We start from the raw sequence: 23116 nt of genomic DNA on the forward strand, positions 1-23116 counted from the left end.
TCGGTCGGGCCGGGGGCTCTTTCGATTGGAGAGATGTGCAGGGCTTACCGCCCGCCTTGCCGGCTGCGGCGGGCGGGAAGCGGGCGCCCATCGGGCAGGGAGATATTGGCCACCTGCTCGGAGATCGGATCATTGGACAGCGGGTGCAGTTGTGCGTCATACCCATCGGGATTGCGCATCTTTTCCCACGCGCCGTTCACATATACTTCGAGTCCTGAAAATGCGGCCTTGTAGCCCATCTTGGGACTGCCGGGCACCCAGTATCCCAGATACACATGGGGCAGCCCGTTTTCCCGCGCGATTTCAATATGATCAAGGATGATGTAGGTGCCCAGAGAGGCACTGGTGCGATCCGGGTCGTAGAACGAATAGACCATGCTGACACCGTCATCCAGAACGTCGGTCAGGCAGACCGCAGCCAGTTCTTCGGTTTCTGTGTCCACATATTCCACAACACGGGTGCGGATCGGCGTTTCCTCGACCATCGCGGCGAATTCGAACGTGTCCATGTCGGCCATGCCGCCATCGGCATGGCGATGTTCGAGATAGCGGCGGAAAAGAGCGTATTGTTCTTCGGTGGCCCAGGGCGAGGTCGAGCGGCGTTCAAGCGTGCTGTTGCGGTTCAGCGTTTTGCGCTGACTGCGCGAGGGGTGGAAATCATCGACATTGATCCGGGCCGACAGGCAGGCCGAACACTCTGCACAAGCCGGGCGGTAGAGAACGTTTTGCGAGCGGCGAAAACCCTGTTTCGACAGGCTGTCGTTCAGGCGCTGCGCCCCTTCGCCCTGAAGGGCCGTGAACAGCTTGCGCTCCATCCGGCCCGGCAGATACGGGCAGGGCTGCGGGGCCGTCACGTAGAACTGGGGTGCGATTGGCAGGGTATGGCGCATCGGGCAAGGCTTTTTCGGTTCTATGATTTACGGTAACAACCTTGGGCGCGCAGGCCAAGTGCCAATAAACAGGGATGTAATCGTGTTTCAGGCCGTAGCACGCCGGTTCAGGGCTACGGTGCCAAGCACATGGTCGCTCAGGCCCTGACCGCGTTCCGTGGTCAGCATCAGGACGATGGAAATCACCTGAAGTATCGGAAACCCGAACGAGATGGTCAGGCCAAGCGTATGCAGCAGCGCCATGGACAGATCGAAGCGCTGACCGTCGAGCTTGCGAAATTCGAGCGAAACCAGGCGCATGCCCCATGTGGCCGAGCCCCGTGCGATGGTGACAACGCGATAGGCAAAGCCAACGATCAGCATGAGAAAAGGAAAGAAAAACAGCCCCGTAAAGGCCGTAAAAGGAACGATCAACAGGCAGATCAGAACGATCAGAACGGTATCGACCACCCAGGCCAGCAGGCGTTTGGCGGGGACGTCCGAATAGAATTCGGGTTGGGTGACGGGATCGGGAAGGTGCCAGGAATACTCGGTCATGGTGGTCCTGATATAGGGGAGGGAAACGGTCCGGGAAACCCCGGACCGTTCTGGCTCAGGCTTCTTTGGGCGCGTCGTCATCGCTGGCGGCGCGGGCGCGGTCCGACATGAACTGGTCGAACTCGGCCTTGTCGCGGGCGTCGCGCAGGCGTTGCAGGAATGCCTCGAAATCGGCCTGTTCCTGTTCCAGTCGGCGCAGCGTGTCGGCACGATAGGAGTCGAAGGCCGAGTTTCCGGTGCTGCGACTGGCCGTATAGGCGCAGCGGCCACGCTTCAAGCTGTTGCTTTTACAACCCATTTTTCCACTCCAGATCATGTAGGCGAGAAGGGCCAGGCCAACCGGCCAGACGAAAATAAAGGCCAGAACCATGGCGGCGATCCAGGCGCCTTTGCCCTTGTCGTCAAGCCAGGCTTCGGCGCGTGCAAGCCAGCCCATCGGGCCGGACCCCGACCCGACGGAGGAAGCGGGCGAGGGGGAGGTGGCGGTGCTCATCAGGGTGTCCTTTCATGTCGCGGTGCGGTTGATGTGAATGTCTTTCACATTCCCTAGATTGGGGTTCGCTCCCGTTCGCGCAAGAGGCGATGTGAAGGTTTTTTACATTTATTCGGGGCAAGATGCGGGAATCGGCGGGTAAGGCATTGGTTAATATGCCAAAACCGGGTCCGGTATCGCGTCGGTAAAACGACGGTATTGCGTCGGTCCGGGAGCCGGTATCTCCGTGGTTAACGGGGCGTGCGGCAGGGTCAGTCGGTGAACGCGCCGGTTTGTGCGCCGGAAATCCTTTGCAGGTCCACGGGGGCGATGGAAAAGACATGGCGCGGGGTGCCGGCGGCGGCCCAGACGATTTCGAAGTCCATCAGCCGTGGATCGAGAAAGGCACGGGGCGGGGTCAGGTGGCCGACGGGGGAAACCCCTCCAATGGCAAAGCCGGTCTGCGTCCGGATCAGCGCTGCGTCGGCCTTGCCCAGAGGTTCCCCCGCCAGGGTGGCGGCGCGGTCGGCGTTGACCTGATTGCCCCCGGCGGTGATGAACAGGACCGCCTCACCGGACATGTCACCGCGAAAGATGATGGATTTCGCGATCTGATCGACACTGCACCCGACAAGATCGGCGGCCATGCGGGCGGTGGTGGCGTGTCCGACTTCGACCGGCTGGCTGTCGCAACCCGCATCCTGAAGGGCGCGCAGAACGCGCTTGAGGCTTTTACTCATGACCTGTTTCCCGTTCGCTTTTGCCGCACTATTCCAATCCTGCGGGCCATTGACCAGACCCGATGCACGGGTATCAGTAAGGTCATGGATTTTTCGTCACGCATCACCCGCCTGCCACGCCCCTTCGAGCCCGAACAGGGGCAGGAGGTCCGCGCCCTGTTTCCCGATCTGGGGCCCGACCTGGCCAACCTGATCGACGGGGCCGCCGGATGTAGCCCCTATCTGAAAACCCTGATGGAGAAAGAGCGCGACTGGCTGCCCGAGGCATTGGATGCCCCCGAAGCGGCGTTGGATACGCTGGTGGCGGACCTGCCCGAGGTCGCTGTTGATGCCTTGCCCTCGGCCTTGCGGCAGGGCAAGCGGCGCGTGGCGCTGTTGACCGGGTTGGCCGATCTGGCCGGTGTCTGGCCGCTGGAAGAGGTCACGGGCCGCCTGACCGAATACGCCGATCTGTCATGCGATCTGGCGATGAAAGCCTGCGTCGGCGCCGAAATCCGCCGTGGCAAACTGCCCGGCAAGACCGAGGACGATCTGGGCACGGCAGGCGGCATGGTGGCGCTTGCCATGGGCAAGATGGGCGCGGGCGAGTTGAACTACAGTTCGGATATCGACCTGATCTGCCTGTTCGACGAAACCCGGTTCGACGAGGGCGATTATCATGAGGCGCGGGCCTCGTTCGTGCGGGCGACGCGCAAGATGGCGGCGATGCTGAACGACCGCACCTCGGAGGGCTATGTGTTTCGCACCGACCTGCGCCTGCGTCCCGATCCGAGCGTGACGCCTGTCTGCATGGCGATGGCGGCGGCGGAAACCTATTACGAAAGCCTTGGCCGCACCTGGGAGCGCGCCGCCTATATCAAGGCGCGGCCATGTGCCGGTGATCTGGCTGCCGGGCAGAAATTTCTGGATACGTTGCGCCCCTTCGTGTGGCGCAAGCATCTGGATTTCGCGGCGATCGAGGATGCGCATAACATGCGCCTGCGCATTCGAGAGCATAAGGGCCTTGGCGGGCAATTGTCGCTGCCGGGCCACAACATGAAGCTGGGCCGGGGCGGTATCCGCGAGATCGAGTTTTTCACCCAGACCCGGCAGATCATCGCAGGCGGGCGTGACCCTGACCTGAGGGTGCGCGGAACGGTCGAGGGGCTGGCGCGGCTGGCCGAAAAGGGCTGGATTCCCGAGGACGCCGCGCAGGTTCTGACCCGCCACTACCGGTTTCATCGAGAAGTCGAGCACCGCTTGCAGATGTTGCGCGACGCCCAGACACACGATTTGCCGACCTCTGAGGCCGAATTCGAGCGGCTGGCGGCCTTCATGGGTCGGGATACCGGCGACTTGCAGGCGGAACTGAAGGACCGTCTGACCGAAGTGCACGATCTGATCGAGGGCTTTTTCGCCCCCGAAGGGCCAGAGCCCGTGTCGGAGGAGGCCGAAGAGCTGTTCGATGAAGAGATCATCAGCCGCTGGCCGAGTTATCCGGCGCTGCGCTCGGGGCGGGCGGTGGATATTTTCAACCGGCTGAAACCCGATATCCTGTCGCGGCTGGCCAGAACGGCCCATCCGGCCGAGGCCCTGTTGGCCTTTGACGGGTTCCTGGCAGGGCTGCCCGCCGGGGTGCAGGTGTTTTCCCTGTTCGAGGCCAATCCGCAGCTTGTCGATCTGTTGGTGGATATCGCGGGCACATCGCCCAAGCTGGCGGCGCATCTGTCGCGCAATGCCAGCGTGTTCGATGCGGTGATTGCGGGGGATTTCTTTGCCCCGTGGCCGGGGCGCGACGCCTTGCAGGAGGATCTGTCGCGGCGGCTGGAGCAGGAAGGCGATTACGAGCGCAAGCTGGACACCGCGCGCCGCTGGATGAAGGAATGGCATTTCCGGATCGGTGTGCATCATCTGCGCGGGCTGACCGGGGCGGATACCACGGGGGTGCAATATGCCGATCTGGCGGGCGCGGTGATCGGGGCGATCTGGCCGCATGTGGTGGCGCAGTTCGTGGAAAAACACGGGCCTCCGCCGGGGCGCGGGGCCGTCGTGGTGGGCATGGGCTCGCTCGGGGCGGAGCGGTTGAATGCCGGGTCCGATCTGGACCTGATCGTGATCTACGACGCCGACGGGGCCGAGGGCTCGGACGGGCGACGCCCGCTGGCGACGCGACCCTATTACGCGCGGCTGACGCAGGCGATGATCACGGCGCTGACGGCTCCCATGTCGGAAGGGCGGCTTTACGAGGTGGATATGCGCCTGCGCCCGTCGGGCAATCAGGGGCCGGTGGCGACGGGGTGGCAGTCGTTCCAGGAATACCAGAAAAACGAAGCCTGGGTCTGGGAGCATCTGGCGATGACGCGGGCGCGGGTGATTGCCGGGCCTGAAGAACTGGCCGGGGATGTCGAGGCGTTTCGTGCTGCGCTTCTGACCGAAAAGGGAGCCCCGGACAAGGTGCTGGAGGAGGTGGCGTCGATGCGCAAACGCATCGCCGACGCCAAGACGCCCGCCGGCCCGTGGGACACCAAGCTGGGGCCGGGGCGCATGCAGGAGGTCGAGCTGCTGGCGCAGGCCGGGAGCCTGATGGCCGGGGAGACCGGGCGCGATATCGGGGCCGGTTTGCAGGCCGGTGTCGCAATCGGCTGGCTGAGTGACGCGGACAGAGAGGCGTTGTTGCGGGCCTATACGCTTTGCTGGCAGGTGTTGCAGGCCGCGAAGTTGCTGAGCGACAGGCCGCTCGATCCGGCCAGTCTGGGCGAGGGCGGGGCGGAATTCGTGCTGCGCGAAACCGGGTATGAAACGCTGACGGCGTTGTCGGACGATCTGGAGCAGGCGACGCGCAATGCGGCGAAGGTGATCGACGCGGCGCTGACGCGCCTGCCGCAGGAGGACTGACATGGAACGCGATCCGCTGGACCACAAGGGGCTGATCCGGGAGGCCTATCGCATTGATGGGATCACCGCGCCGGAGTGTCGTTCGATCTTTCTGGACTGGGCGTTGTCTCTGCCCGGCGATCAGGATCAGACCGGGGCGATCACGACGTTGCTGGAGCGGTATCGCGTCGGCAACGAAGATCATCCGATGACGGGCGTGTTGCAGGACGGGTTGCTGACGGTCGAGCCTCCGCGTCGCCGCGGCGGTTGGAAATCGCGTCAGCGCGAGTGATTTTCCGGGACCGCAGGAGAGCGGGCCGGGATGTCAGGTGCGGATTCAGACATGGTTAATCCATTGTAAAGTACCGGATTTGACGAATTTGCGCCTCAATCCCCCGTCAGATTGGCATCAATCAATCAAGGGCGAAAAATGCCCAGGAGGATGTCATGAGTCTATTTCGTTTGATCGCCGTCATGCTGATGGGGCTGGCCGTATCGGGCTGTGCCTCGGTCGATACCGCGACCCGCAACGCCCCGCTGGAAGCCCCGCAAATCCAGGCGGCACCGCTGTCGTTCGACGTGAAGGCCGTTCGGGTGTCGGTGCCCGACAACCTGCGGGTTTCCGAAGCCAACCGATACTATCCGGGCGGCGATATCGTGTGGCGCGAAGACCCGCCGGGCGATCGTCATGCGCAGGTCAAGGCCATTTTCCAGGCCGGGCTTGAGCGCGGTGTAAGTGAGATGGAGCCCGGTCTGGTGCCGGTGATCCTCGAGGTGGAAGTGACCCGTTTTCATGCACTGACCGAAAAGGCGCGCTATACAATCGGTGGCGTGCATGCGTTGCAGTTCAAGATGCAGATGCGCAACCCGGAGACCGGGCAAATCTATGGAAAACCGCATTTCGTCAAGGCCGATTTCCGTGCGCTTGGCGGGGCCGAGGCGATCAAGGCCGAACGTCAGGGGATCACGCAGAAGTATCGCATCACCAATCATCTGGCGCAGGTCATCAAGACCGAGCTGACCGATCCCAACGGGTACAAGGCCGCGTTTCTGGGGATGATGGGTGCGATCAACCAACTCTGATCTTTTCGACAGGTACGAAACCGCTTAAGGGGACGGCATGACACCGTCCCCTTATCCCGTTATACGCCTGAAACCCAAGGCACAGGCCCGCGCCATCCGGCACGGAGCGCCATGGGTTTACGACAATGAACTGGTCACCGACCGCCGCACGAAGAAGATTGCCCCCGGCAGTATCGCGGTGCTGGAGGACGGTGAGCGCAATCCGTTGGCTCTGGTCGCGGTCAATCCCAATTCGCGGATCATGTGCCGGGTGCTGGAGCGCGATTGCGGCAAGGTCATTGATGGCGATTGGTTGCGGGATCGTCTGGCACGTGCCCTGGCCCTGCGCGAACGGCTGTATGAGACTCCGTTCTATCGCCTTGTCCATGCCGAGGCCGATGGATTGCCCGGCGTCGTGATCGACCGTTTCGGAGACACGGCCGTGATCCAACCGAATGCGGCGTGGGCCGAACGGCTGCTTGACCCGATGGCCGAGGCGTTGGTCCACGTGACAGGGGTGAATATCGTTTTGAAAAACGCCGCTGGCCGGGCGCGGGGGCTGGAGGGTCTGGATGCGGAAAATACCGTTCTGGTCGGGCAGGCCCCCGGCGCGCCGCTGGCGGTGCCGATGAACGGAGCGATCTACATGGCCGATCTGACGGGCGGGCAGAAAACCGGGCTGTTCTTCGATCAGCGGCCCAACCATGCCTTTGCCGCGCGGCTGAGCAAGGGGGCGCGGGTGCTGGATGTTTTTTCCCATGTCGGGGGCTTTTCGCTGGCGGCGCTTGCAGGCGGTGCGGAGCACGCGCTTGCCGTGGATGGGTCCGTGGCGGCGCTGGATCTGGCGGTGCAGGGCGCGCGACAGGCCGGTGTGGAGGCGCGATTTGCCACCCGAAAGGGCGATGCGTTCGAGGTTCTGGGGCAATTGGCCGAGGAGGGGGCGCAGTTCGATGTGGTCATTTGCGACCCGCCAGCCTTCGCTCCGTCGAAAAAGGCGCTGGAGGCGGGGTTGCGCGCCTATGAACGCGTGGCGCGCCTGGCTGCGCCATTGGTGTCCGAAGGCGGATATCTGGGCCTGTGTTCCTGTTCGCATGCGGCCGACCTGGCCAGGTTCCGGGGCGCATCGGTGCGCGGTATCGGCCGTGCGGGGCGGGGCGCGCAGCTGATCCATACCGGATTTGCCGGGCCGGACCATCCGCTCCATCCGCAACTGGCCGAGAGCGGATACCTCAAGGCACTGTTTTTCCGCCTGTGATGAAGATTCTTCTGGATACCTGCGTGATTTATCCCACCGTGATGCGGCAGGTTCTGTTGGGGGTGGCTGCGCGTGGCGTCTATACGCCGCTCTGGTCGGCGCGGATCGTTGGTGAATGGCTGCGGGCTGTGGAGAAACTGGGGCCCGATGGCATGGCTCAGGCGCAGTCGGAAGCTGCACTGCTGGCGGTTCGGTGGCCCGAGGCCGAGGTGGAGTACCCACCCTCTCTGGAGGCGCGGCTGTGGTTGCCCGATCCGGCGGATATTCATGTGCTGGCGGCGGCGGTGGCCGGTTCGGCGGATATGATCGTGACGCTGAACGCGAGGGACTTTCCGCGCAACGTTCTGACTGAAGAAGGTATCAGCCGGGCCGATCCCGATACATTTCTGCACGGTATCTGGCAGGCGCAACCCGATCTGGTGCAGGCCGTGGCCGACGATGTTCTGGCCGAGGCGAACCGGTTGTCTAGCAAGTCATGGGAAATGCGCGCGCTGTTGAAAAAGGCGCGCTTGCCGCGATTGGCGAAGGCGGTGAGCGGCGGTTGAGGGCGGTACAAATGACGCCTTATGGCGTTTCGGGGGCTGGCCCCGTTGCCGAGAGCGGTGACTTGCCCGGCGTATCTGCGGAACGATGGAAGGTCGTCTTTCAGCTTTCCACGCGCCATTTGGTTTCGAGTTTTTCGATGGCGGCGATGCGGTCTTCGGTTTTGGGGTGACTCATCAGCCATGCCGGCGCGGCACCTGCGCGTGCTTGTGTAAGGGCTTCGAGCTTGCGGAAAAGCGATTTCTGCGCTCCGGTGCCAATGCCCGCCTTGGTCAGTAGGGCGGCGGCATATTCATCTGCCTCGTATTCGTCGCTGCGCGACAGGCGGGCGGCCAGAAGCGAGGTCAGACCGTTGGCGATCCAGACGCCGATCCCCGGCAGAAAGCGTGACAGGATCATGGCGAGTGCGGTGCGAAGGGCGTTCTGACCGGAAAAGTCGATCATCCGGCGGCGCGAATGGCCAAGGGCGACATGGCCCAGTTCGTGGGCGATAACGCTGGCCAGCTCCTCGGCTGTCACCTCGCCTTGCTGGAACTTGCGATAGAAGCCACGGGTAATGAAAATCCGCCCGTCGGGTGCGGCAAGGCCGTTCACCGGGTCGATTTCGTAGATATTCACACGGATACGCGGAAGGTCCAGCGCACGGGCCAGCCGTTCGGTCATGCCCTTGAGCCGGGGATCGGCCAGTTCGGTCGAGCGGGCGTCAAGTTCGCGCCGGGTGCGCCAGACCGAAAACCGGTACATGACGACGGCATAGAGAATGGCCAGCAGGATAGGCGTGAAGCGGATCATTCACGATATATGGGGCAGTGGCCGTGCCGGGGCAAGCGGTGGATCAGGCCGAACAACTCGCACCGCCAAGAACACAGAACTTGGCGCAATGGGGATGGTTGAGGGCCACGTCGCGCTCGGCCTGCTCAAGTGTTTCGCCGAGTTCGAATTCAGGCGCGTAGGGCAGGAGCGTGCAGGCCAGAACCGTGGGAAGAGCGGCGCCACGGCGTTTGACCACCATGCGAGAGGAGGCACACATCACATCGTCGGGCGATTTGCCAAGGATGCCCCAGCATGCGGTGGTGATCTCCGGAACTTCGACGGTTTCGTCCATCTCGGGAAAAAGAACGGTATGGCCGGGATCGTATGCATCTATGTCGAATGCGTGGATGGCGTAAAAGCGGGCGTAGCCATCGCGCGCGGCGGCTTCGGTTTCGCCCCAGACGGTGCGTCCGGCGACGGTCATGCGCAGGCCATTGTCGCGCAGCCACGTCATGCCCTCGAGCGTTTTTGCAAACGCGCCTTCGCCGCGTTCCTTGTCGTGCAGCTCTTGCGACCAGTGATCGACCGAGATGCGCAGGGTCAATTGATCGCGCCAGTGTCGGGTCAGGTCCAGCAGGCCCTGCCGGACGGAGTTGCGCATCATCGGACGCATGGCGTTGGTCAGGATCAGTACGCGATAGCCGCGCTCCAGTGCGGCGCGGGCCATGTCGACCATCTGCGGATTCATGAAAGGTTCGCCGCCAGTAAAGCCGATCTCCTGGATGGGCCAGCCGCGCGCCGCGATCTGGTCGAGGTAGTCGCGCACCTCGTCAGCCGTGATATAGACCAGCCGGTCATTGGTGGGCGAACTTTCGATATAGCAATTCGCGCAGGTGATGTTGCACAGTGTGCCGGTGTTGAACCACAGGGTTTCGGGCCGGGAAAGGGCCACGGTGGCGCGCGCCTGACCGTCGGCGGTGGTCGCGGGATCCTGAAACTTGCCGCTGTTGGCGTCGGGCGGGCTGGCGTCTTTCATCGTCTCTTCCGTCATCTGTGTCCGAATTGGGTAACGGCCGGGAGTTGCGAAAGAAAGACGCGATATCGTGACTGACACCATTGTGAACGCAGGGGGGCATGGTAGACTCTGTTTCAAACTGCGTTTAGACGGTTTGGTCTGAGGATTTGTTAACGCTAACATTCGCCCAAAACAGGCGGCAGGAGGGTTTTGATGGTTTCGCGAGTCATCCCGGTCGAACCTTTCGATCTGATCGTGTTCGGCGGCACCGGCGATCTGGCGCGACGCAAGATTCTGCCGGCATTGTTCCGCCGCTATTGCGCGGGCCAGATGGGGGGCAGCTCACGGGTGATCGGCGCGGCCCGCAGCGAGTTGGACGAGGCGGGCTATCGTGCCTTTGTCTCGGACGCGATTGCCGAGTTCGATCCCGACGCCATGCAGAACCGTGATCATCTGAGCGCCTTTCTGGAACGGGTGAGCTATGTCACCCTGGACGCAAGGGGCGATGCGGGGTGGGACAAGCTGGCCGCATTGGTGCAGAAAGACCGGGTGCGGGCCTACTATTTCTCGGTCGGTCCCGGCCTGTTCGGCGATCTGGCGCAGCGATTGCATACCTATGGTATGTCCGATGCGGATAGCCGGATCGTGGTGGAAAAGCCCTTTGGCCGTGATTTGGCCAGTGCACGTGACCTGAACCGGGTTCTGGCGCAGCATTTCGAAGAGCGACAGATTTACCGGATCGACCATTATCTGGGGAAGGAAACCGTTCAGAACCTGATGGCGGTACGGTTCGGCAATATGTTGTTCGAGCCGCTTTGGAACAGCCAGTACGTGGATCACATTCAGATTACCGTGGCCGAAAGCGTCGGTGTCGGCGGTCGCGGCGAATACTACGACCGAGCGGGTGCGATGCGGGACATGATGCAGAACCACCTGATGCAATTGCTGTGCCTGATCGCGATGGAGCCACCGGCCAAGTTCGATCCCGACGCGGTGCGCGATGAAAAGCTCAAGGTGATCCGTGCGCTCGATCCGGTGGAACCGGATTGCGTGGTGCGCGGCCAGTATCAGGCTGATGACGGCGCCCCCGGTTATCGTGACGAGGTCGAGGCGCCAGACAGCACGACCGAAAGTTTCGTGGCGATCCGGGCGCATATCAGCAATTGGCGATGGGCTGGCACGCCGTTTTACCTGCGGACCGGCAAGCGCCTGAAGGCCCGCGCCAGCGAGATCGCGGTCGTGTTCAAGGATGCACCGCATTCGATTTTCGGGGTGCAGGCCGGGCGGCACCGCAATATCCTGACCATTCGACTGCAACCCAATGAGGGGATCGAACTGGGGGTGACCATCAAGGAGCCGGGACCGGGCGGCATGCGGTTGGTCGACGTGCCGCTGGATATGACCTTTGCCGAGGCGCTTGGCCCGGACAGCGCGGATTTTCCCGATGCCTATGAACGCCTGATCATGGATGTGATCCGGGGGAATCAGACGCTGTTCATGCGTGGCGACGAGGTGGAAGAGGCCTGGAGCTGGACCGATCCGATCATTGAGGGCTGGGAAGAACGCGGCGAGGCACCGATCCCTTATGCGTCGGGGAGTGCGGGACCGGACGATGCGCTGATGCTGATGCACCGCGATGGTCGTCGCTGGAGGGAGATCAGGGCATGAAACTGCTTGAGTACGCCGACGAGGAAATGCTGGCCATCGACCTGGCCAATGTTCTGGCCGGGGAATTGAAATCGGCGCTCAATCAACAGGACCGCGTGTTGTTCGTGGTGCCGGGCGGTACCAGTCCGGGCCCGGTTTTCGATGCACTGTGCGACGCCAACCTCGACTGGAGCCGGGTCGATGTGATGCTGAGCGATGAGAGATGGGTGCCCGAGGTTCATGTGCGCTCGAACACGCGGATGATCCGCGAGCGCCTGTTGGTGGGGCGCGCTGCGGCGGCACGTTACCTGCCGCTTTATGTCAAGGCGGCCGACCCGGATGCGGTGCTGGCCGAGCTGGAGGCCTCCATCGTGCCGCGCCTGCCGATTTCCGTGCTGTTGCTGGGAATGGGGTCGGATATGCATACGGCTTCGCTTTTTCCCAAGGGGGATAATCTGGACCTGGCGTTGTCGGATCGCGCGCCGGTGCTGGTCAGCATGCGCACGCCCGACCAGCCCGAACCGCGGATCACCCTGTCGGCGCATGTTCTGAACGATGCAATGGCCAAGCACCTGTTGATTACCGGCCGCGCCAAGCGTGCGGCGTTGGAGCGGGCGCAAAGCATGACGCGCGCCGAAGCCCCGGTGCGGGCCGTGCTGAACGACATGGTGGTGCATTGGACGGCGTAAGAGGTAGGGATGTTTGACAGGCTCAAGGATATGGCCGCCGGATTGGCCGGGCAGGACATCGTCGATCTGTTCGCGCAGGATGATACAAGGGCGGAGGGATTTTCCGCCCGGTTTGACGGGCTGTTGCTGGATTATTCGAAAACGCTGATCACGAAAGAGGTGCGTGCCGCGCTGATCTCCCTGGCGGAAACGCGAGGCGTGATGGCACGTCGGGATGCGATGTTCGCAGGGCAGGCGATCAACGAAACCGAGGGGCGAGCGGTATTGCATACCGCGTTACGCAACCTCGACGGCGCCCCGGTCATGGTCGACGGGCATGATGTTATGCCCGAGGTTCGTGAAACGCTGGCGCGGATGGAAGCCTTTGCAGAGGACGTGCGCGGTGGGCGTTTCAAAGGGCAGGGCGGGGCGATCACCGATGTGGTGAATATCGGGATCGGCGGATCTCATCTGGGGCCCGAGATGGGCACGCTGGCCCTGCGGCCATATCATGACGGCCCGCGCTGTCATTTCGTATCGAACGTGGACGGGGCCGATATAGCCGACACGCTGGCGGGGCTGGATCCGGCCACGACGCTGATCGTCGTGGCGTCGAAGTCTTTCACGACCGTGGAGACCATGACCAATGCCGAAACCGCCCGTGACTGGATGGCCGATGCGGTTTCCGATCCGGCGGCGCAGTTCGTGGCCGTTTCGACCGCCCAAGACAAGACGGCGGCCTTCGGCATCCCGCCCGCGCGCGTGTTTGGATTCGAGGATTGGGTCGGCGGGCGCTATTCCATGTGGGGGCCGATCGGCCTGCCGCTGATGATCGCCATCGGAGCCGGGGATTTCCGTGTCTTCCTGGGCGGTGCGGCGGCGATGGATGCGCATTTTCGCGAGGCTCCGTTGGCCCGGAACCTGCCGGTTCTTCTGGCCTTGGCGGGGCTGTGGCATCATCAGGTGTGCGGTTATCCCACGCGGGCGGTCTTGCCCTATGATCAGCGTCTGGCGCGTTTGCCTGCCTATTTTCAACAGCTGGAGATGGAATCGAACGGCAAGCGGGTGACGATGGATGGCTTGCCATTGGATGGTGTGTCCGGCCCGGTGGTCTGGGGGGAGCCGGGAACCAACGGGCAACACGCATTCTATCAGTTGATCCATCAGGGCACGCAGGTGGTGCCTTGCGAATTCATGGTGGCCGCCAAGGGGCATGAGCCGCATCTGGTGCATCATCACCGACTGTTGGTGGCCAATTGCCTGGCGCAATCCGAGGCGCTGATGTGCGGGCGTTCGATGGATCGGGCGCGCGAGTTGATGGCCAAGGCCGGATTCGAGGGCGACGAGTTGGAGCGGCAGGCCGCGCATCGGGTGTTTCCGGGGAACCGGCCTTCGACCACGCTGATCTATGACCGGCTGACGCCTCGCCGTCTGGGCCAGATCATCGCGCTATACGAGCACCGGGTTTTTGTCGAAGGGGTGATCCTGGGGATCAACTCGTTCGATCAATGGGGGGTCGAACTGGGCAAGGTTCTGGCCACCGAGCTGGAGCCGGTCTTGAGCGGCGAGTCCGATGGCGCGGGAAAGGATGGTTCAACCCGCGCCCTCGTCGCTTTCGTGCGGCAGCACATGGAGTGATTGCCGCGTCGGCTGTCGCGCCTTACCCTGCCGGGGGCACACAATCCAGTTCTGCAGCATCCATATCCTGTACAGGATCACCGGGCGCGCATTCCTCGCCGCTGACGGGATAGGTGTCGTCGTTGGCGCAGGACGCGATCAGGGCGGGAGCGAGCAGGATCGCGAGGAGTTTCATAAATTTCGACATGATTGCCTCGTATCAATTTGGCCGGAATTGGCACTTAATATAACCTAATTAGTAAATTCGCCCGCATCCTGCGTTGATCGGGATCAAGATGCGGGCAGAAGGTCTGTTACTTGAGGATCGAACGGCCCGCATATTCGGCGGTGTCGCCCAGGGTTTCCTCGATGCGGATCAACTGATTGTATTTCGCCAGGCGGTCCGAACGGGCCAGGCTGCCGGTCTTGATCTGCCCGCAGTTGGTGGCCACGGCCAGATCGGCAATGGTGGCGTCTTCGGTTTCGCCCGAGCGGTGCGACATCACGTTGGTCATGCGCGCGCGATGTGCCATGTCCACGGCCTTGAGCGTTTCGGTCAGGCTGCCGATCTGGTTCACCTTGACCAGCATCGAGTTGGCCGCGCCGCGCGCGATCCCGTCGGCCAGACGGGCGGGGTTGGTCACGAACAGGTCGTCGCCCACCAGTTGCACCTTGTCGCCGAGCGCCTCGGTGAGGGCCACCCAGCCGTCCCAATCGTCTTCCGACATGCCGTCCTCGATCGAGATGATCGGGTAATCGTCGCAGAGTGATTTCAGATATTCGACATTCTCAGCGCTTGTCAGGCTCTTTCCTTCACCGGAAAGTTCATATTTTCCATTTTTGTAGTATTCGGTCGCCGCGCAGTCGAGCGCCAGGTAAATGTCTTCACCCGGCTTGTATCCGGCCTTTTCGATGGAGGCCAGGATGAGGTCCAGCGCGTCGCGCGTCGAGGCGAGATCAGGGGCGAAACCGCCTTCGTCGCCAAGGCCGGTGGACAGCCCCTTGGCGGTCAGTTCCTTTTTCAGAGTGTGGAACACTTCCGAGCCCATGCGCACCGCATCGCGGATATTGCCGGCGCTGACGGGCATGATCATGAATTCCTGAATGTCGATCGGGTTGTCGGCATGTTCGCCGCCATTGATGATGTTCATCATCGGCACCGGCAGTACGCGGGCCGAGGTGCCGCCGACATAGCGGAACAGGGGCTGTGTGGTGAAATCCGCAGCCGCCTTGGCCACGGCCAGCGATACGCCAAGGATGGCGTTGGCGCCCAGGCGGCCCTTGTTGGGGGTGCCGTCCAGTTCGATCATTGCCATGTCGATTTCGACCTGCTCGGTGGCGTCCATGCCGACCAGTTCCTCGGCGATCTCGCCATTCACGGCTGCCACGGCCTCGAGGACACCCTTGCCCATGTAGCGGCCCTTGTCGCCGTCACGTTTTTCAACCGCCTCATGCGCGCCGGTGGAGGCGCCCGAGGGCACGGCGGCCCGGCCCATGGTGCCGTCTTCGAGGATCACGTCGACCTCGACCGTGGGGTTGCCGCGGCTGTCCAGGATTTCGCGTGCGTGAATGTCGATGATGATGCTCATAAGCTGTCCCTCAGGATAAAAACGGTTGCGCTTGCCATACCAATTCTGGCGCGGAATACAACTGTGCTTGCGTGGCGCAGATGGGGTCAGGCACGTTGGGCGCGGCGGCGCAGCCGGCGTTCGCGAAAGAGCGTGTAAAGGCCGGAGGCGATGATCACTGTCGCACCGATCAGGGTCAGCGCATCGGGCTGTTCGTCGAACAGGGTAACGGCAATGATCAGGGCAAACACAAGCCGCGAATAGCGAAACGGAGTCACAAAGGACACTTCGCCGATACGCATCGCGGCGACGATCGCATAATAAGCCGCAACACCCAGAACCAGGGCAAACGCCATGTCGCGCCAGTTGGTGGCGCTTGGGGTTGCGGCATCGCCCGTCAGCCACATCATCAGCAGGCCGGCGGGAACAACCGTGGCGAACCCATAGCTCGAAATCTGCATCGAGGTGACGTTGCGTGGCACGGCACGCGTTGCCAGATCGCGCATGGCCAGCCCGATCACCGCCTGCACGGCGAACAGCGAGGCAGCTTGGAACCCGGCCAAACCGGGGCGCAGGACCATCAGAACCCCGGCAAAGCCCACCAAAATCGCGCTCCACCTGCGCCAGCCGACATCCTCGCCCAGAAACAGCGCCGCCCCGAGCGTGACAGCAAGCGGCGTGGCCTGAAGGATGGCCGAGGCCGAGGAAAGCGGTGTCAGGGCGATGGCCGTGACAAAGCCAACGGTGCCGATCAACTCGCCCAGATTGCGCAGCATGACCGGGGCGCAGAACAGATCGCGGGAAAACAGGCGATGACCGCGCATCACGGCTGCGGCGCCAAAGATCAGTGCGCCGCCCAATCCCAACAGAACGAGGATTTGCCCCACAGGCAGATCCTGTGACAGGCGTTTGACGAACATGTCTTCCAGTGCAAAGCCAGCCATAGCCAGCACCATCAGCGCACTGCCGCGCAGGTTTTCCATTGTCTGTCCTCGGGGGATCGTTCGCGTCATTGCCTGCCTATGCCTGCCGCTGCGTCTTGGCAAGCCGGGGAAGACAGGCGATGCGGGGCGTTAGGTTATTTCTTGATCGGGACGCCGTAGAGTTCCAGACGGTGCCCCTTGAGGCGATAGCCGAGCTTTTCCGCGATCTTTTCCTGAAGCGCCTCGATCTCGGGGTCGACGAATTCGATAACCTCGCCCGAGTGCATGTCGATCAGGTGATCGTGGTGGTCGCGTTCGGCGTCCTCATAGCGGGCCCGCCCGTCGCCGAATTCCAGCTTTTCAAGGATTCCGGCCTCTTCGAACAGCTTGACGGTGCGATAGACCGTGGCGATCGAGATGCGCGGATCGAGGGCCGAGGCGCGGGCATAAAGCTCTTCGACATCGGGGTGGTCGTCGGAGGTTTCCAGAACCGAGGCGATGATGCGGCGCTGGCCGGTCATGCGCAGGCCCTTGGCCTCGCAACGCTCGGTAATGGTTTCGGACATGACCGCCCCCTTGTCGACATCGGGGTGTTGGATAGCGGCATCGCGAAAATGAATCCAGCCGTTTTCCGCGCCGCGCTTGACTTTGGGTTGTAGCGAGCGCATGTGCATGTCAACCGATGTTTCCTGCCGCGTGAGCAGTCGGGCCGCCTCAGGGCACGCCCACCATGAAACATCGCGGAGTGTTCCCAAAATCACGCGTGGGTCCGAACCATCAGAGCGATGTCCGGCACGAGGCCGGGCATGGGCCTTGGTGACACCACGATTCATCCGCCTCGAAAGGGCGGGTGCGGCATGTGCACAACGCCATGCCCGAAAGGATATATATGAACCTGTTTCAGGAAATGGGCCTGCCCGGCCCGCTGGTGAAAAAGCTGGCGCAGATGGGCATTACCGAACCGACCCCCATTCAGGAGCGCGCGATTCCCTTTGCGTTGGACGGTGACGACGTCATGGGATTGGCGCAGACGGGGACGGGCAAGACGGCGGCCTTTGGTCTGCCTTTGCTGGCGCAATTGATGGAGGTGCGTGGCAAACCCGCGCCGAAATCCGTGCGCAGCCTGATCCTCGCCCCCACGCGCGAATTGGCGGGGCAAATTCGCGACACGCTGGTGCCGCTGGTCAAGGATACGCCGATCAAGGTGGGGCTGGTTGTTGGCGGCGCGTCGATCAATGCCCAGATCAAACGGCTTGAGCGCGGCACCGATGTGCTGGTGGCCACGCCGGGGCGTTTGCTGGATTTGCTGGATCGTCGTGCGCTGAACCTCGACGCCACGCAGTTTCTGGTGCTGGACGAGGCCGACCAGATGCTTGACCTGGGCTTTATTCATGCGCTGCGCAAGATCGCGGGGCTGTTGCCGGACGAGCGTCAGACGATGCTGTTTTCGGCCACCATGCCCAAGCAGATGGAAGAAATCGCCGCCAGCTATCTGACCCATCCCAAACGCGTGCAGGTCAGCCCGCCGGGCAAGGCCGCCGACAAGATCACACAGGCGGTGCATTTCATTGCCAAGTCGGAAAAGCCCAACCTGCTGATCGAACTTCTGGACGCGCATCGCGACGAACTGGCGCTGGTGTTCGGGCGGACCAAACATGGCTCGGACAAGCTGGCCAAGCGGCTGGAGGCGGCGGGATTTGCCGTGGCGGCCATCCACGGCAACAAGAGCCAGGGCCAGCGTGACCGCGCGCTCAAGGCCTTTCGCGCTGGTGAGGTCCGGGTGTTGGTGGCCACCGATGTGGCCGCGCGAGGGCTGGATATCCCCGATGTGAAACACGTCTACAATTTCGACCTTCCGAACGTGGCCGAAAACTATGTCCACCGGATCGGGCGCACCGCGCGCGCAGGCCGTGACGGGGCCGCCGTGGCCTTTTGTGCGCCGGATGAGATGGGCGAATTGAAAGACATCCAGAAGGTCATGGGAATTTCCATTCCCGTGGCGTCGGGGCGTCCGTGGGCCGACCTGCCGGACCCCAATGCCAAACCCAATGGCCGTGGCGGCCCGCGCCGTGGCAAAGGCGGTGGCGCTCAGCCGGGCAAATCGCAGGGCGGGCCACGCAGGCGCCGCCGTAGCGGGCCGCGCAAGAAAGCCGCCTGATTGGTCACATGGATGGCCCGTGCCCTCAGGGGCGCGGGTCTTTTTCTGTGGACCGCGTAAGATCGGCCCAAACGGGCAGGTGGTCCGAGGCGATATGCGCCGGTTGGTGGCTATGCACACCCATTGCCGTGGCCGTCAGTTCGGGGCTGAGTGCGATACGATCCAGCGAAGCAACAGGGCGCGGTGCCGGAAACGAGGCGTGCATGGGCAGGAAGGTAACCCGCTTGATGGCGGCGTCCAGTGCCATGCCCTTGCCCCATTCGTTGAAATCTCCGGCAAAAACCGTAGGCATTTCGGGCAGTTGTCGTAACGCGCGACAGATCGTACCCAGTTGCAGCAACCGGTATCGGCGAACAAGCCCCAGATGCACGCCGATGACTCGCAATGGGCCGATGGTGGTGTTCAGATCTGCGCGGATTGCGCCGCGTGGCTCCAGCCCCGGCAACTCGATATGCGCGGTTTCAAGCACCTGCGCCTCGCCACGCACCAGCATCGCGTTTCCGTGCCAGCCGAGCGATCCGCCCGGCGCACCAAAGGGCAGAATACTCCAGCCATCTTCTTCAATCATGTCGTGGGGCAGGGCGGCGGGCCGGGGGGGCAGGCGTTTATCGACCTCTTGCAATACAACGATATCGGCCGCCAGGGCATTGATAACCCGCAGGCTGCGGTCCGGCCTGCGGCGCAGGTCCAACCCGACGCATTTCTGAAGGTTGTAGGTTGCAATTCTGAGCGCAGATGCCTTCATGGGCTCATATAAAGGCATTTACAGCGGGATTGTCACCTCGTGTTTTCCGAACAGACATGGCTGGCACGTATTATCTGGGGCGCATTGTTGGCTGTGGCGCTGTGGGCCTTGGTCGAATGGCAGCTTGAACTGGCCTTTGTGGCCCTGGCCACGCTGGCCCTGTCGGTGGCGCCGCTGTTCGTCGCGAGATGGGTCGACATCCGTGTGCCGCCCAGTTTCATCGCGGCGCTTGCAATATTCGTGGCCGGAACACTGTTTCTGGGAGAAGTCTTTGATTTCTATGAACGTCTTTGGTGGTGGGACATGACGATGCATGCCAGTTCGGCCATCGGGTTCGGCCTGATAGGCTTTGTTCTGATGTTCATCATGTTCCAGGGCGACCGTTTTGCCGCGCCGCCGATTGCGGTGGCCTTTTTCGCCTTTTGTTTTGCCATGACCATCGGCGTTTTGTGGGAGATATTCGAATTCGGCATGGATCAGACGTTCGGCATGAACATGCAGAAATCCGGCCTGATGGATACGATGGGCGATCTGATCGTCGACATGATTGGCGCTATGATCGGCGCGGCGTCCGGGTTTGCCTATCTCAAGGGTCAGGCGCGGGGCGGGGTGCAACAGTTGATCGACGAATTCGTTGAGCGCAATCCCCGGTTTTTCAAACGCTGGAAAAAGTAGGGGTGTTCAGGTGCCGCAGAATGTCTGCTGCACCACCTCTGATGGCTCGGGCGGGCGCATTAGATCCTGCGCGTCTGGTTGTGCGTCATAGGGGCGTGACAGGACCCGCATCAACCGATCAAAAGGCCTGAAGTCGCCCGCCACGGCAGCCTGGATCATCTGTTCGATCCGGTGGTTGCGCGGGATATAGATGGGGTTCGCGGAACGCATTGTGTCCTGCGGACTATCCTCTGCCTCGATCCGGCTGCGCCAGCGGGGCTCCCATGTGTCAAACGCCACTGGATCGAGGAACTGATCACGCGGCGCTCCGTTGCTCAGGGCGTTGAAGGTATTGGTGAAATCGGCGCGGTTCTCGGCCATGAGGCGCAGCAGATCGACGATCAGGGATTCGTCCTCGGGGGTTGCATCGGCTATCCCGATCTTGCGCCCGTAGGCGCGCAGCCAATGACTGTGGATGCGGTCGGGCATGGCGTGAATGATGTTGGTGAAGTTTTCGACCGCCGCGTCCTGATCGGGCATGAGGGCGACCAGAGCCGTCGCCAGTTGCGCCATGTTCCAGACGATCACATTGGGCTGGCTGGAAAAGGCATAGCGCCCGTGAGCGTCGATTGAACTATAGACCGTATCGGGGTGATAGCTGTCCATGAAGGCGCAGGGGCCATAGTCGATGGTTTCGCCGGAAATCGTGATGTTGTCGGTATTCATCACGCCATGAATAAAGCCCACGGACATCCATTGCGCCACCAGTCCGGCCTGCCGTTCGACCACCGTTTGAAGCAGGTCGGCCGGAGTTTCGGCATCCAGCGCGTGGCGTTTCACGGCATACTCGAACAGGGCCCGAAGGCCGGGGATGTCGCGCCGCGCGGCGAAATACTGGAACGTGCCCACCCGCAGGTGACTGGAGGCCACGCGGGTCAGCACCGCGCCGGGCAGGGCGCCTGTTTCACGGTAAACGGGTTCGCCCGTGGCCACGGCGGCAAGGGCGCGGGTGGTGGGGATGCCAAGTGCATGCATCGCCTCGGACACCACGTATTCGCGCAGCACCGGACCTAGCCAAGCGCGCCCGTCTCCCATCCGGGAATAGGGGGTGGGTCCCGAGCCTTTCAGTTGAATATCAAGGCGTTGACCGTCATTTTTCATGACCTCACCCAACAAATGCGCCCGCCCGTCGCCAAGCTGAGGAGAGAAGCCGCCGAACTGATGCCCGGCATAGGCTTGCGCCAGCGGCTCGGCCCCGTCGGGCAGCATGTTGCCTGCGAAAACCTGCGCCATCTCCTCGACCGGGCCGGGGGTGATGCCCAGATCGGCGGCGAGCGCGTCGTTGAAGGCCAGCAAGGTGGGCGCCTTGACCGGCACGGGTGTCAGGCGGCTGTAGAACCTGTCGGGCAGGCGGGCATAGCTGTTTTCAAAGGGAATATGCAGGGTCATGCCCTTAACCTAGGCGCATGGCAGATGAATGCTAGACGTCGCGGCTAAGGATCATGACCTCGTCGCGCGGATGGAAGCGCATTCTTTGGTAGAGGGAACGCGGGCGGGGCTGATCGCGTGGGGTTTCGACATGCATCACCTTGAGGCCCGCCCCCTTGAGCGCCTTGGGCAGGCTGGTCAGAACCTCGGCCCCGATCCCGCGGTTGCGCACACCGGGGCGGATGAACAATTCGTCCAGGGTGGCGGTCATGCCACCCTGGCGCACGGACCAGCCGAAGGACAGCAGGACATAGCCGATGGGGGCACGGACCGGGCCGATCAGGTATCCGGCCCCGTGTGGCGCACCTTCGAGCAGCGCCAGCAGGGCCTCGCGGCGGGCTGAGGCATCCTGGGCGATGCCGGCCTCGGCGTGGTGAGAGGCGACGAGCGTGTCGAGACGGTCGAGATCGTCAGGCTTGGCGAGGGTCAGGTTCGGCACGGTATCGGGTAACCTCGTGATCGGATCAAATCGGGTCGAAGCAGAGTCGCGCGACGGTGGGGGCTGACGCGGGAAATGTCCACCTCTCATACCCTCGGATCGGCGCTGTTTTGCCACTCGGGATGCGAATCGGGGCAAAAGCCAAGGTTAACAGGTCAAACCCCGTTCGGCATCGCGTCGGTATGACATCGGTATCGCGTCGGTTTGCGGGACCGACCGAGGGGAGGTTAACGGGGCGTGCGTTGCGCGATCAGTCCGGGGTGCGTTCGGCGGCCTTGGCGCGGTTCCAGAGGGCGTCCATTTCGGCAAGGTCGGATTGCTCTGGCGTTTTGCCCGCCTCGGCCAGCCAATCTTCGATCCGGGCAAAGCGGCGGGTGAATTTGGCGTTGGCGCGGCGCAGCGCGGCTTCGGGATCGACCTGGAGGTGGCGCGCAAGGTTGGCCATGACGAAAAGCAGGTCGCCCATCTCTTCTTCGATCTTGTCATGGGGCAGGGTTTCGGCGGCCTCGACCAGTTCGGCGGCTTCCTCGGCGATCTTGTCGAGCACCTGCGTGGTTTCTGGCCAGTCGAACCCCACGCGCGCTGCCCGCTTTTGCAGCTTTAGCGCGCGCAGCAGGGCGGGCAGCCCCACGGCGACCCCGTCCAGAACGCCAGTTTGCGCCTTGTCGGCACGCTCGGTCGCCTTGATCGCCTCCCAATCGCGGGTTTGCTGCTCGGCCGATTTGTCGCGGCTTTCGTCGCCGAAGACATGCGGATGGCGGGCCACCATCTTGTCAGAGATGGTATTGGCCACGTCATCGAAGGCGAACAGGCCTCGGTCATCGGCAATCTGGGCATGAAACACCACCTGCAACAGAAGATCGCCCAATTCGCCGCGCAACTCGTCCCAGTCGGCGCGCTCGATGGCGTCGGCGACCTCGTAAGCCTCTTCAATGGTGTAGGGGGCGATGGTGCCGAAATCCTGCTCGATGTCCCAGGGGCAGCCGCTGTTCGGGTCGCGCAGGCGGCGCATGATGTCCAGCAGTCGCGGCATACCGCCATGCGGATCGTGAACTGTCGGGTCCTTGGGCATCGCGCGGCTGTCCTTCA

The 23116-nt window shown here is 62.7% G+C and carries 24 protein-coding genes; 10 read left to right on the forward strand and 14 right to left on the reverse strand.

Annotation, left to right across the window (positions count from 1 at the left end):
* Positions 1-44 precede the first annotated feature (44 nt).
* The 4 genes from KPG71_RS14865 to KPG71_RS14880 all read right to left on the reverse strand — a co-directional run bounded on the left by KPG71_RS14865 (position 45) and on the right by KPG71_RS14880 (position 2639).
* On the reverse strand, positions 45-890 hold the full coding sequence (locus KPG71_RS14865) for an arginyltransferase (RefSeq protein ID WP_216338777.1): 846 nt from the start codon (positions 888-890) through the stop codon (positions 45-47).
* An 87-nt stretch (positions 891-977) separates the two neighbouring features.
* Positions 978-1427: an RDD family protein gene (locus KPG71_RS14870; protein ID WP_216338778.1), complete on the reverse strand. Its 450-nt coding sequence runs from the start codon at positions 1425-1427 to the stop codon at positions 978-980.
* Between the two features lie 55 nt (positions 1428-1482).
* Positions 1483-1920, reverse strand: a complete 438-nt coding sequence (locus KPG71_RS14875) for a DUF2852 domain-containing protein (protein WP_216338779.1) — start codon at positions 1918-1920, stop codon at positions 1483-1485.
* Positions 1921-2171: 251 nt separating this feature from the next.
* Entirely contained in the window at positions 2172-2639 is a 468-nt protein-coding gene (locus KPG71_RS14880) for a YbaK/EbsC family protein (RefSeq protein ID WP_216338780.1), read from the reverse strand.
* Between the two features lie 84 nt (positions 2640-2723).
* Between KPG71_RS14880 and KPG71_RS14885 the strand changes: the two genes are divergently transcribed.
* From KPG71_RS14885 to KPG71_RS14905, 5 genes are all read left to right on the forward strand, one after another.
* Positions 2724-5513: a glutamine-synthetase adenylyltransferase gene (locus KPG71_RS14885; protein ID WP_216338781.1), complete on the forward strand. Its 2790-nt coding sequence runs from the start codon at positions 2724-2726 to the stop codon at positions 5511-5513.
* A 1-nt stretch (position 5514) separates the two neighbouring features.
* The gene (locus KPG71_RS14890; protein WP_216338782.1) at positions 5515-5784 is read left to right on the forward strand and encodes a hypothetical protein; all 270 of its coding nucleotides are present in this window, start codon (positions 5515-5517) and stop codon (positions 5782-5784) included.
* Between the two features lie 155 nt (positions 5785-5939).
* Positions 5940-6575, forward strand: coding sequence for a DUF6778 family protein (locus KPG71_RS14895; RefSeq protein WP_216338783.1), 636 nt, complete (start codon positions 5940-5942; stop codon positions 6573-6575).
* Positions 6576-6612: 37 nt separating this feature from the next.
* Positions 6613-7809: an RSP_2647 family RNA methyltransferase gene (locus tag KPG71_RS14900; RefSeq protein WP_216338784.1), complete on the forward strand. Its 1197-nt coding sequence runs from the start codon at positions 6613-6615 to the stop codon at positions 7807-7809.
* On the forward strand, positions 7809-8354 hold the full coding sequence (locus KPG71_RS14905; protein ID WP_216338785.1) for an RSP_2648 family PIN domain-containing protein: 546 nt from the start codon (positions 7809-7811) through the stop codon (positions 8352-8354). The genes KPG71_RS14900 and KPG71_RS14905 overlap by 1 nt, the downstream gene beginning before the upstream one ends.
* Before the next feature lie 100 nt (positions 8355-8454).
* Here KPG71_RS14905 and KPG71_RS14910 read toward each other — a convergent pair whose 3' ends face one another.
* A complete protein-coding gene (locus tag KPG71_RS14910) occupies positions 8455-9144 on the reverse strand; it encodes a M48 family metallopeptidase (protein WP_216338786.1) in 690 nt (229 codons plus the stop codon).
* Between the two features lie 43 nt (positions 9145-9187).
* Positions 9188-10141 carry a radical SAM protein gene (locus KPG71_RS14915; RefSeq protein WP_216338830.1) on the reverse strand — a complete coding sequence of 318 codons (954 nt, stop codon included), beginning with the start codon at positions 10139-10141 and terminating at the stop codon, positions 9188-9190.
* Between the two features lie 192 nt (positions 10142-10333).
* Between KPG71_RS14915 and zwf the strand changes: the two genes are divergently transcribed.
* Genes zwf through pgi form a run of 3 tightly spaced genes read left to right on the forward strand, consistent with a single transcriptional unit; the run spans position 10334 to position 14073 of the window.
* Positions 10334-11788, forward strand: coding sequence for a glucose-6-phosphate dehydrogenase (gene zwf, locus KPG71_RS14920; RefSeq protein WP_216338787.1), 1455 nt, complete (start codon positions 10334-10336; stop codon positions 11786-11788).
* Positions 11785-12456 (forward strand): 6-phosphogluconolactonase, encoded by a 672-nt coding sequence (gene pgl, locus KPG71_RS14925; RefSeq protein ID WP_216338788.1) that lies wholly within the window; start codon positions 11785-11787, stop codon positions 12454-12456. The genes zwf and pgl overlap by 4 nt, the downstream gene beginning before the upstream one ends.
* Before the next feature lie 9 nt (positions 12457-12465).
* The gene (pgi, locus tag KPG71_RS14930) at positions 12466-14073 is read left to right on the forward strand and encodes a glucose-6-phosphate isomerase (RefSeq protein ID WP_216338789.1); all 1608 of its coding nucleotides are present in this window, start codon (positions 12466-12468) and stop codon (positions 14071-14073) included.
* A 22-nt stretch (positions 14074-14095) separates the two neighbouring features.
* On the opposite strand, the gene KPG71_RS14935 is transcribed toward pgi, so the two are convergent.
* From KPG71_RS14935 to KPG71_RS14950, 4 genes are all read right to left on the reverse strand, one after another.
* Positions 14096-14260, reverse strand: coding sequence for a hypothetical protein (locus KPG71_RS14935; RefSeq protein ID WP_216338835.1), 165 nt, complete (start codon positions 14258-14260; stop codon positions 14096-14098).
* A gap of 106 nt (positions 14261-14366) precedes the next feature.
* Positions 14367-15641, reverse strand: coding sequence for a phosphopyruvate hydratase (eno, locus tag KPG71_RS14940; RefSeq protein WP_216338790.1), 1275 nt, complete (start codon positions 15639-15641; stop codon positions 14367-14369).
* Positions 15642-15727: 86 nt separating this feature from the next.
* Entirely contained in the window at positions 15728-16603 is an 876-nt protein-coding gene (locus tag KPG71_RS14945; protein ID WP_216338791.1) for a DMT family transporter, read from the reverse strand.
* A 95-nt stretch (positions 16604-16698) separates the two neighbouring features.
* Positions 16699-17109, reverse strand: a complete 411-nt coding sequence (locus KPG71_RS14950; protein WP_216338831.1) for a Fur family transcriptional regulator — start codon at positions 17107-17109, stop codon at positions 16699-16701.
* 323 nt (positions 17110-17432) lie between these two features.
* Here KPG71_RS14950 and KPG71_RS14955 point away from each other — a divergent pair, with 323 nt between their 5' ends.
* Complete coding sequence (locus KPG71_RS14955) at positions 17433-18701, forward strand: DEAD/DEAH box helicase (protein WP_216338792.1); 1269 nt, start codon at positions 17433-17435, stop codon at positions 18699-18701.
* Between the two features lie 25 nt (positions 18702-18726).
* On the opposite strand, the gene KPG71_RS14960 is transcribed toward KPG71_RS14955, so the two are convergent.
* A complete protein-coding gene (locus KPG71_RS14960; RefSeq protein ID WP_216338793.1) occupies positions 18727-19446 on the reverse strand; it encodes an endonuclease/exonuclease/phosphatase family protein in 720 nt (239 codons plus the stop codon).
* Between the two features lie 39 nt (positions 19447-19485).
* Between KPG71_RS14960 and KPG71_RS14965 the strand changes: the two genes are divergently transcribed.
* Positions 19486-20121: a hypothetical protein gene (locus KPG71_RS14965; protein ID WP_216338794.1), complete on the forward strand. Its 636-nt coding sequence runs from the start codon at positions 19486-19488 to the stop codon at positions 20119-20121.
* Between the two features lie 6 nt (positions 20122-20127).
* Here the strand turns inward: KPG71_RS14965 and KPG71_RS14970 are convergent, their stop codons facing one another.
* The 3 genes from KPG71_RS14970 to mazG all read right to left on the reverse strand — a co-directional run bounded on the left by KPG71_RS14970 (position 20128) and on the right by mazG (position 23099).
* On the reverse strand, positions 20128-21549 hold the full coding sequence (locus KPG71_RS14970; RefSeq protein WP_216338795.1) for a YdiU family protein: 1422 nt from the start codon (positions 21547-21549) through the stop codon (positions 20128-20130).
* A 31-nt stretch (positions 21550-21580) separates the two neighbouring features.
* Complete coding sequence (locus tag KPG71_RS14975) at positions 21581-22027, reverse strand: GNAT family N-acetyltransferase (protein WP_320179479.1); 447 nt, start codon at positions 22025-22027, stop codon at positions 21581-21583.
* Positions 22028-22277: 250 nt separating this feature from the next.
* On the reverse strand, positions 22278-23099 hold the full coding sequence (gene mazG / locus KPG71_RS14980; protein WP_216338797.1) for a nucleoside triphosphate pyrophosphohydrolase: 822 nt from the start codon (positions 23097-23099) through the stop codon (positions 22278-22280).
* Between the last annotated feature and the right edge of the window lie 17 nt (positions 23100-23116).

The organism is Roseovarius sp. PS-C2 (assembly GCF_018862045.1).
Classification (GTDB): Bacteria; Pseudomonadota; Alphaproteobacteria; order Rhodobacterales; family Rhodobacteraceae; genus Roseovarius.

What these genes read in the sequence shown, in the direction of transcription:
- eno (WP_216338790.1), bottom strand. Translation starts at nt 15,641, where the DNA reads ATGAGCATCATCATCGACATTCACGCACGCGAAATCCTGGACAGCCGC.
- pgi (WP_216338789.1), top strand. Translation starts at nt 12,466, where the DNA reads ATGTTTGACAGGCTCAAGGATATGGCCGCCGGATTGGCCGGGCAGGAC.
- KPG71_RS14905 (WP_216338785.1), top strand. Translation starts at nt 7,809, where the DNA reads ATGAAGATTCTTCTGGATACCTGCGTGATTTATCCCACCGTGATGCGG.
- KPG71_RS14950 (WP_216338831.1), bottom strand. Translation starts at nt 17,109, where the DNA reads ATGTCCGAAACCATTACCGAGCGTTGCGAGGCCAAGGGCCTGCGCATG.
- KPG71_RS14955 (WP_216338792.1), top strand. Translation starts at nt 17,433, where the DNA reads ATGAACCTGTTTCAGGAAATGGGCCTGCCCGGCCCGCTGGTGAAAAAG.
- KPG71_RS14890 (WP_216338782.1), top strand. Translation starts at nt 5,515, where the DNA reads ATGGAACGCGATCCGCTGGACCACAAGGGGCTGATCCGGGAGGCCTAT.
- KPG71_RS14935 (WP_216338835.1), bottom strand. Translation starts at nt 14,260, where the DNA reads ATGTCGAAATTTATGAAACTCCTCGCGATCCTGCTCGCTCCCGCCCTG.
- pgl (WP_216338788.1), top strand. Translation starts at nt 11,785, where the DNA reads ATGAAACTGCTTGAGTACGCCGACGAGGAAATGCTGGCCATCGACCTG.
- KPG71_RS14900 (WP_216338784.1), top strand. Translation starts at nt 6,613, where the DNA reads ATGACACCGTCCCCTTATCCCGTTATACGCCTGAAACCCAAGGCACAG.
- KPG71_RS14970 (WP_216338795.1), bottom strand. Translation starts at nt 21,549, where the DNA reads ATGACCCTGCATATTCCCTTTGAAAACAGCTATGCCCGCCTGCCCGAC.
- zwf (WP_216338787.1), top strand. Translation starts at nt 10,334, where the DNA reads ATGGTTTCGCGAGTCATCCCGGTCGAACCTTTCGATCTGATCGTGTTC.
- KPG71_RS14885 (WP_216338781.1), top strand. Translation starts at nt 2,724, where the DNA reads ATGGATTTTTCGTCACGCATCACCCGCCTGCCACGCCCCTTCGAGCCC.
- mazG (WP_216338797.1), bottom strand. Translation starts at nt 23,099, where the DNA reads ATGCCCAAGGACCCGACAGTTCACGATCCGCATGGCGGTATGCCGCGA.
- KPG71_RS14945 (WP_216338791.1), bottom strand. Translation starts at nt 16,603, where the DNA reads ATGGAAAACCTGCGCGGCAGTGCGCTGATGGTGCTGGCTATGGCTGGC.
- KPG71_RS14865 (WP_216338777.1), bottom strand. Translation starts at nt 890, where the DNA reads ATGCGCCATACCCTGCCAATCGCACCCCAGTTCTACGTGACGGCCCCG.
- KPG71_RS14875 (WP_216338779.1), bottom strand. Translation starts at nt 1,920, where the DNA reads ATGAGCACCGCCACCTCCCCCTCGCCCGCTTCCTCCGTCGGGTCGGGG.
- KPG71_RS14880 (WP_216338780.1), bottom strand. Translation starts at nt 2,639, where the DNA reads ATGAGTAAAAGCCTCAAGCGCGTTCTGCGCGCCCTTCAGGATGCGGGT.
- KPG71_RS14895 (WP_216338783.1), top strand. Translation starts at nt 5,940, where the DNA reads ATGAGTCTATTTCGTTTGATCGCCGTCATGCTGATGGGGCTGGCCGTA.
- KPG71_RS14870 (WP_216338778.1), bottom strand. Translation starts at nt 1,427, where the DNA reads ATGACCGAGTATTCCTGGCACCTTCCCGATCCCGTCACCCAACCCGAA.
- KPG71_RS14910 (WP_216338786.1), bottom strand. Translation starts at nt 9,144, where the DNA reads ATGATCCGCTTCACGCCTATCCTGCTGGCCATTCTCTATGCCGTCGTC.
- KPG71_RS14915 (WP_216338830.1), bottom strand. Translation starts at nt 10,141, where the DNA reads ATGAAAGACGCCAGCCCGCCCGACGCCAACAGCGGCAAGTTTCAGGAT.
- KPG71_RS14960 (WP_216338793.1), bottom strand. Translation starts at nt 19,446, where the DNA reads ATGAAGGCATCTGCGCTCAGAATTGCAACCTACAACCTTCAGAAATGC.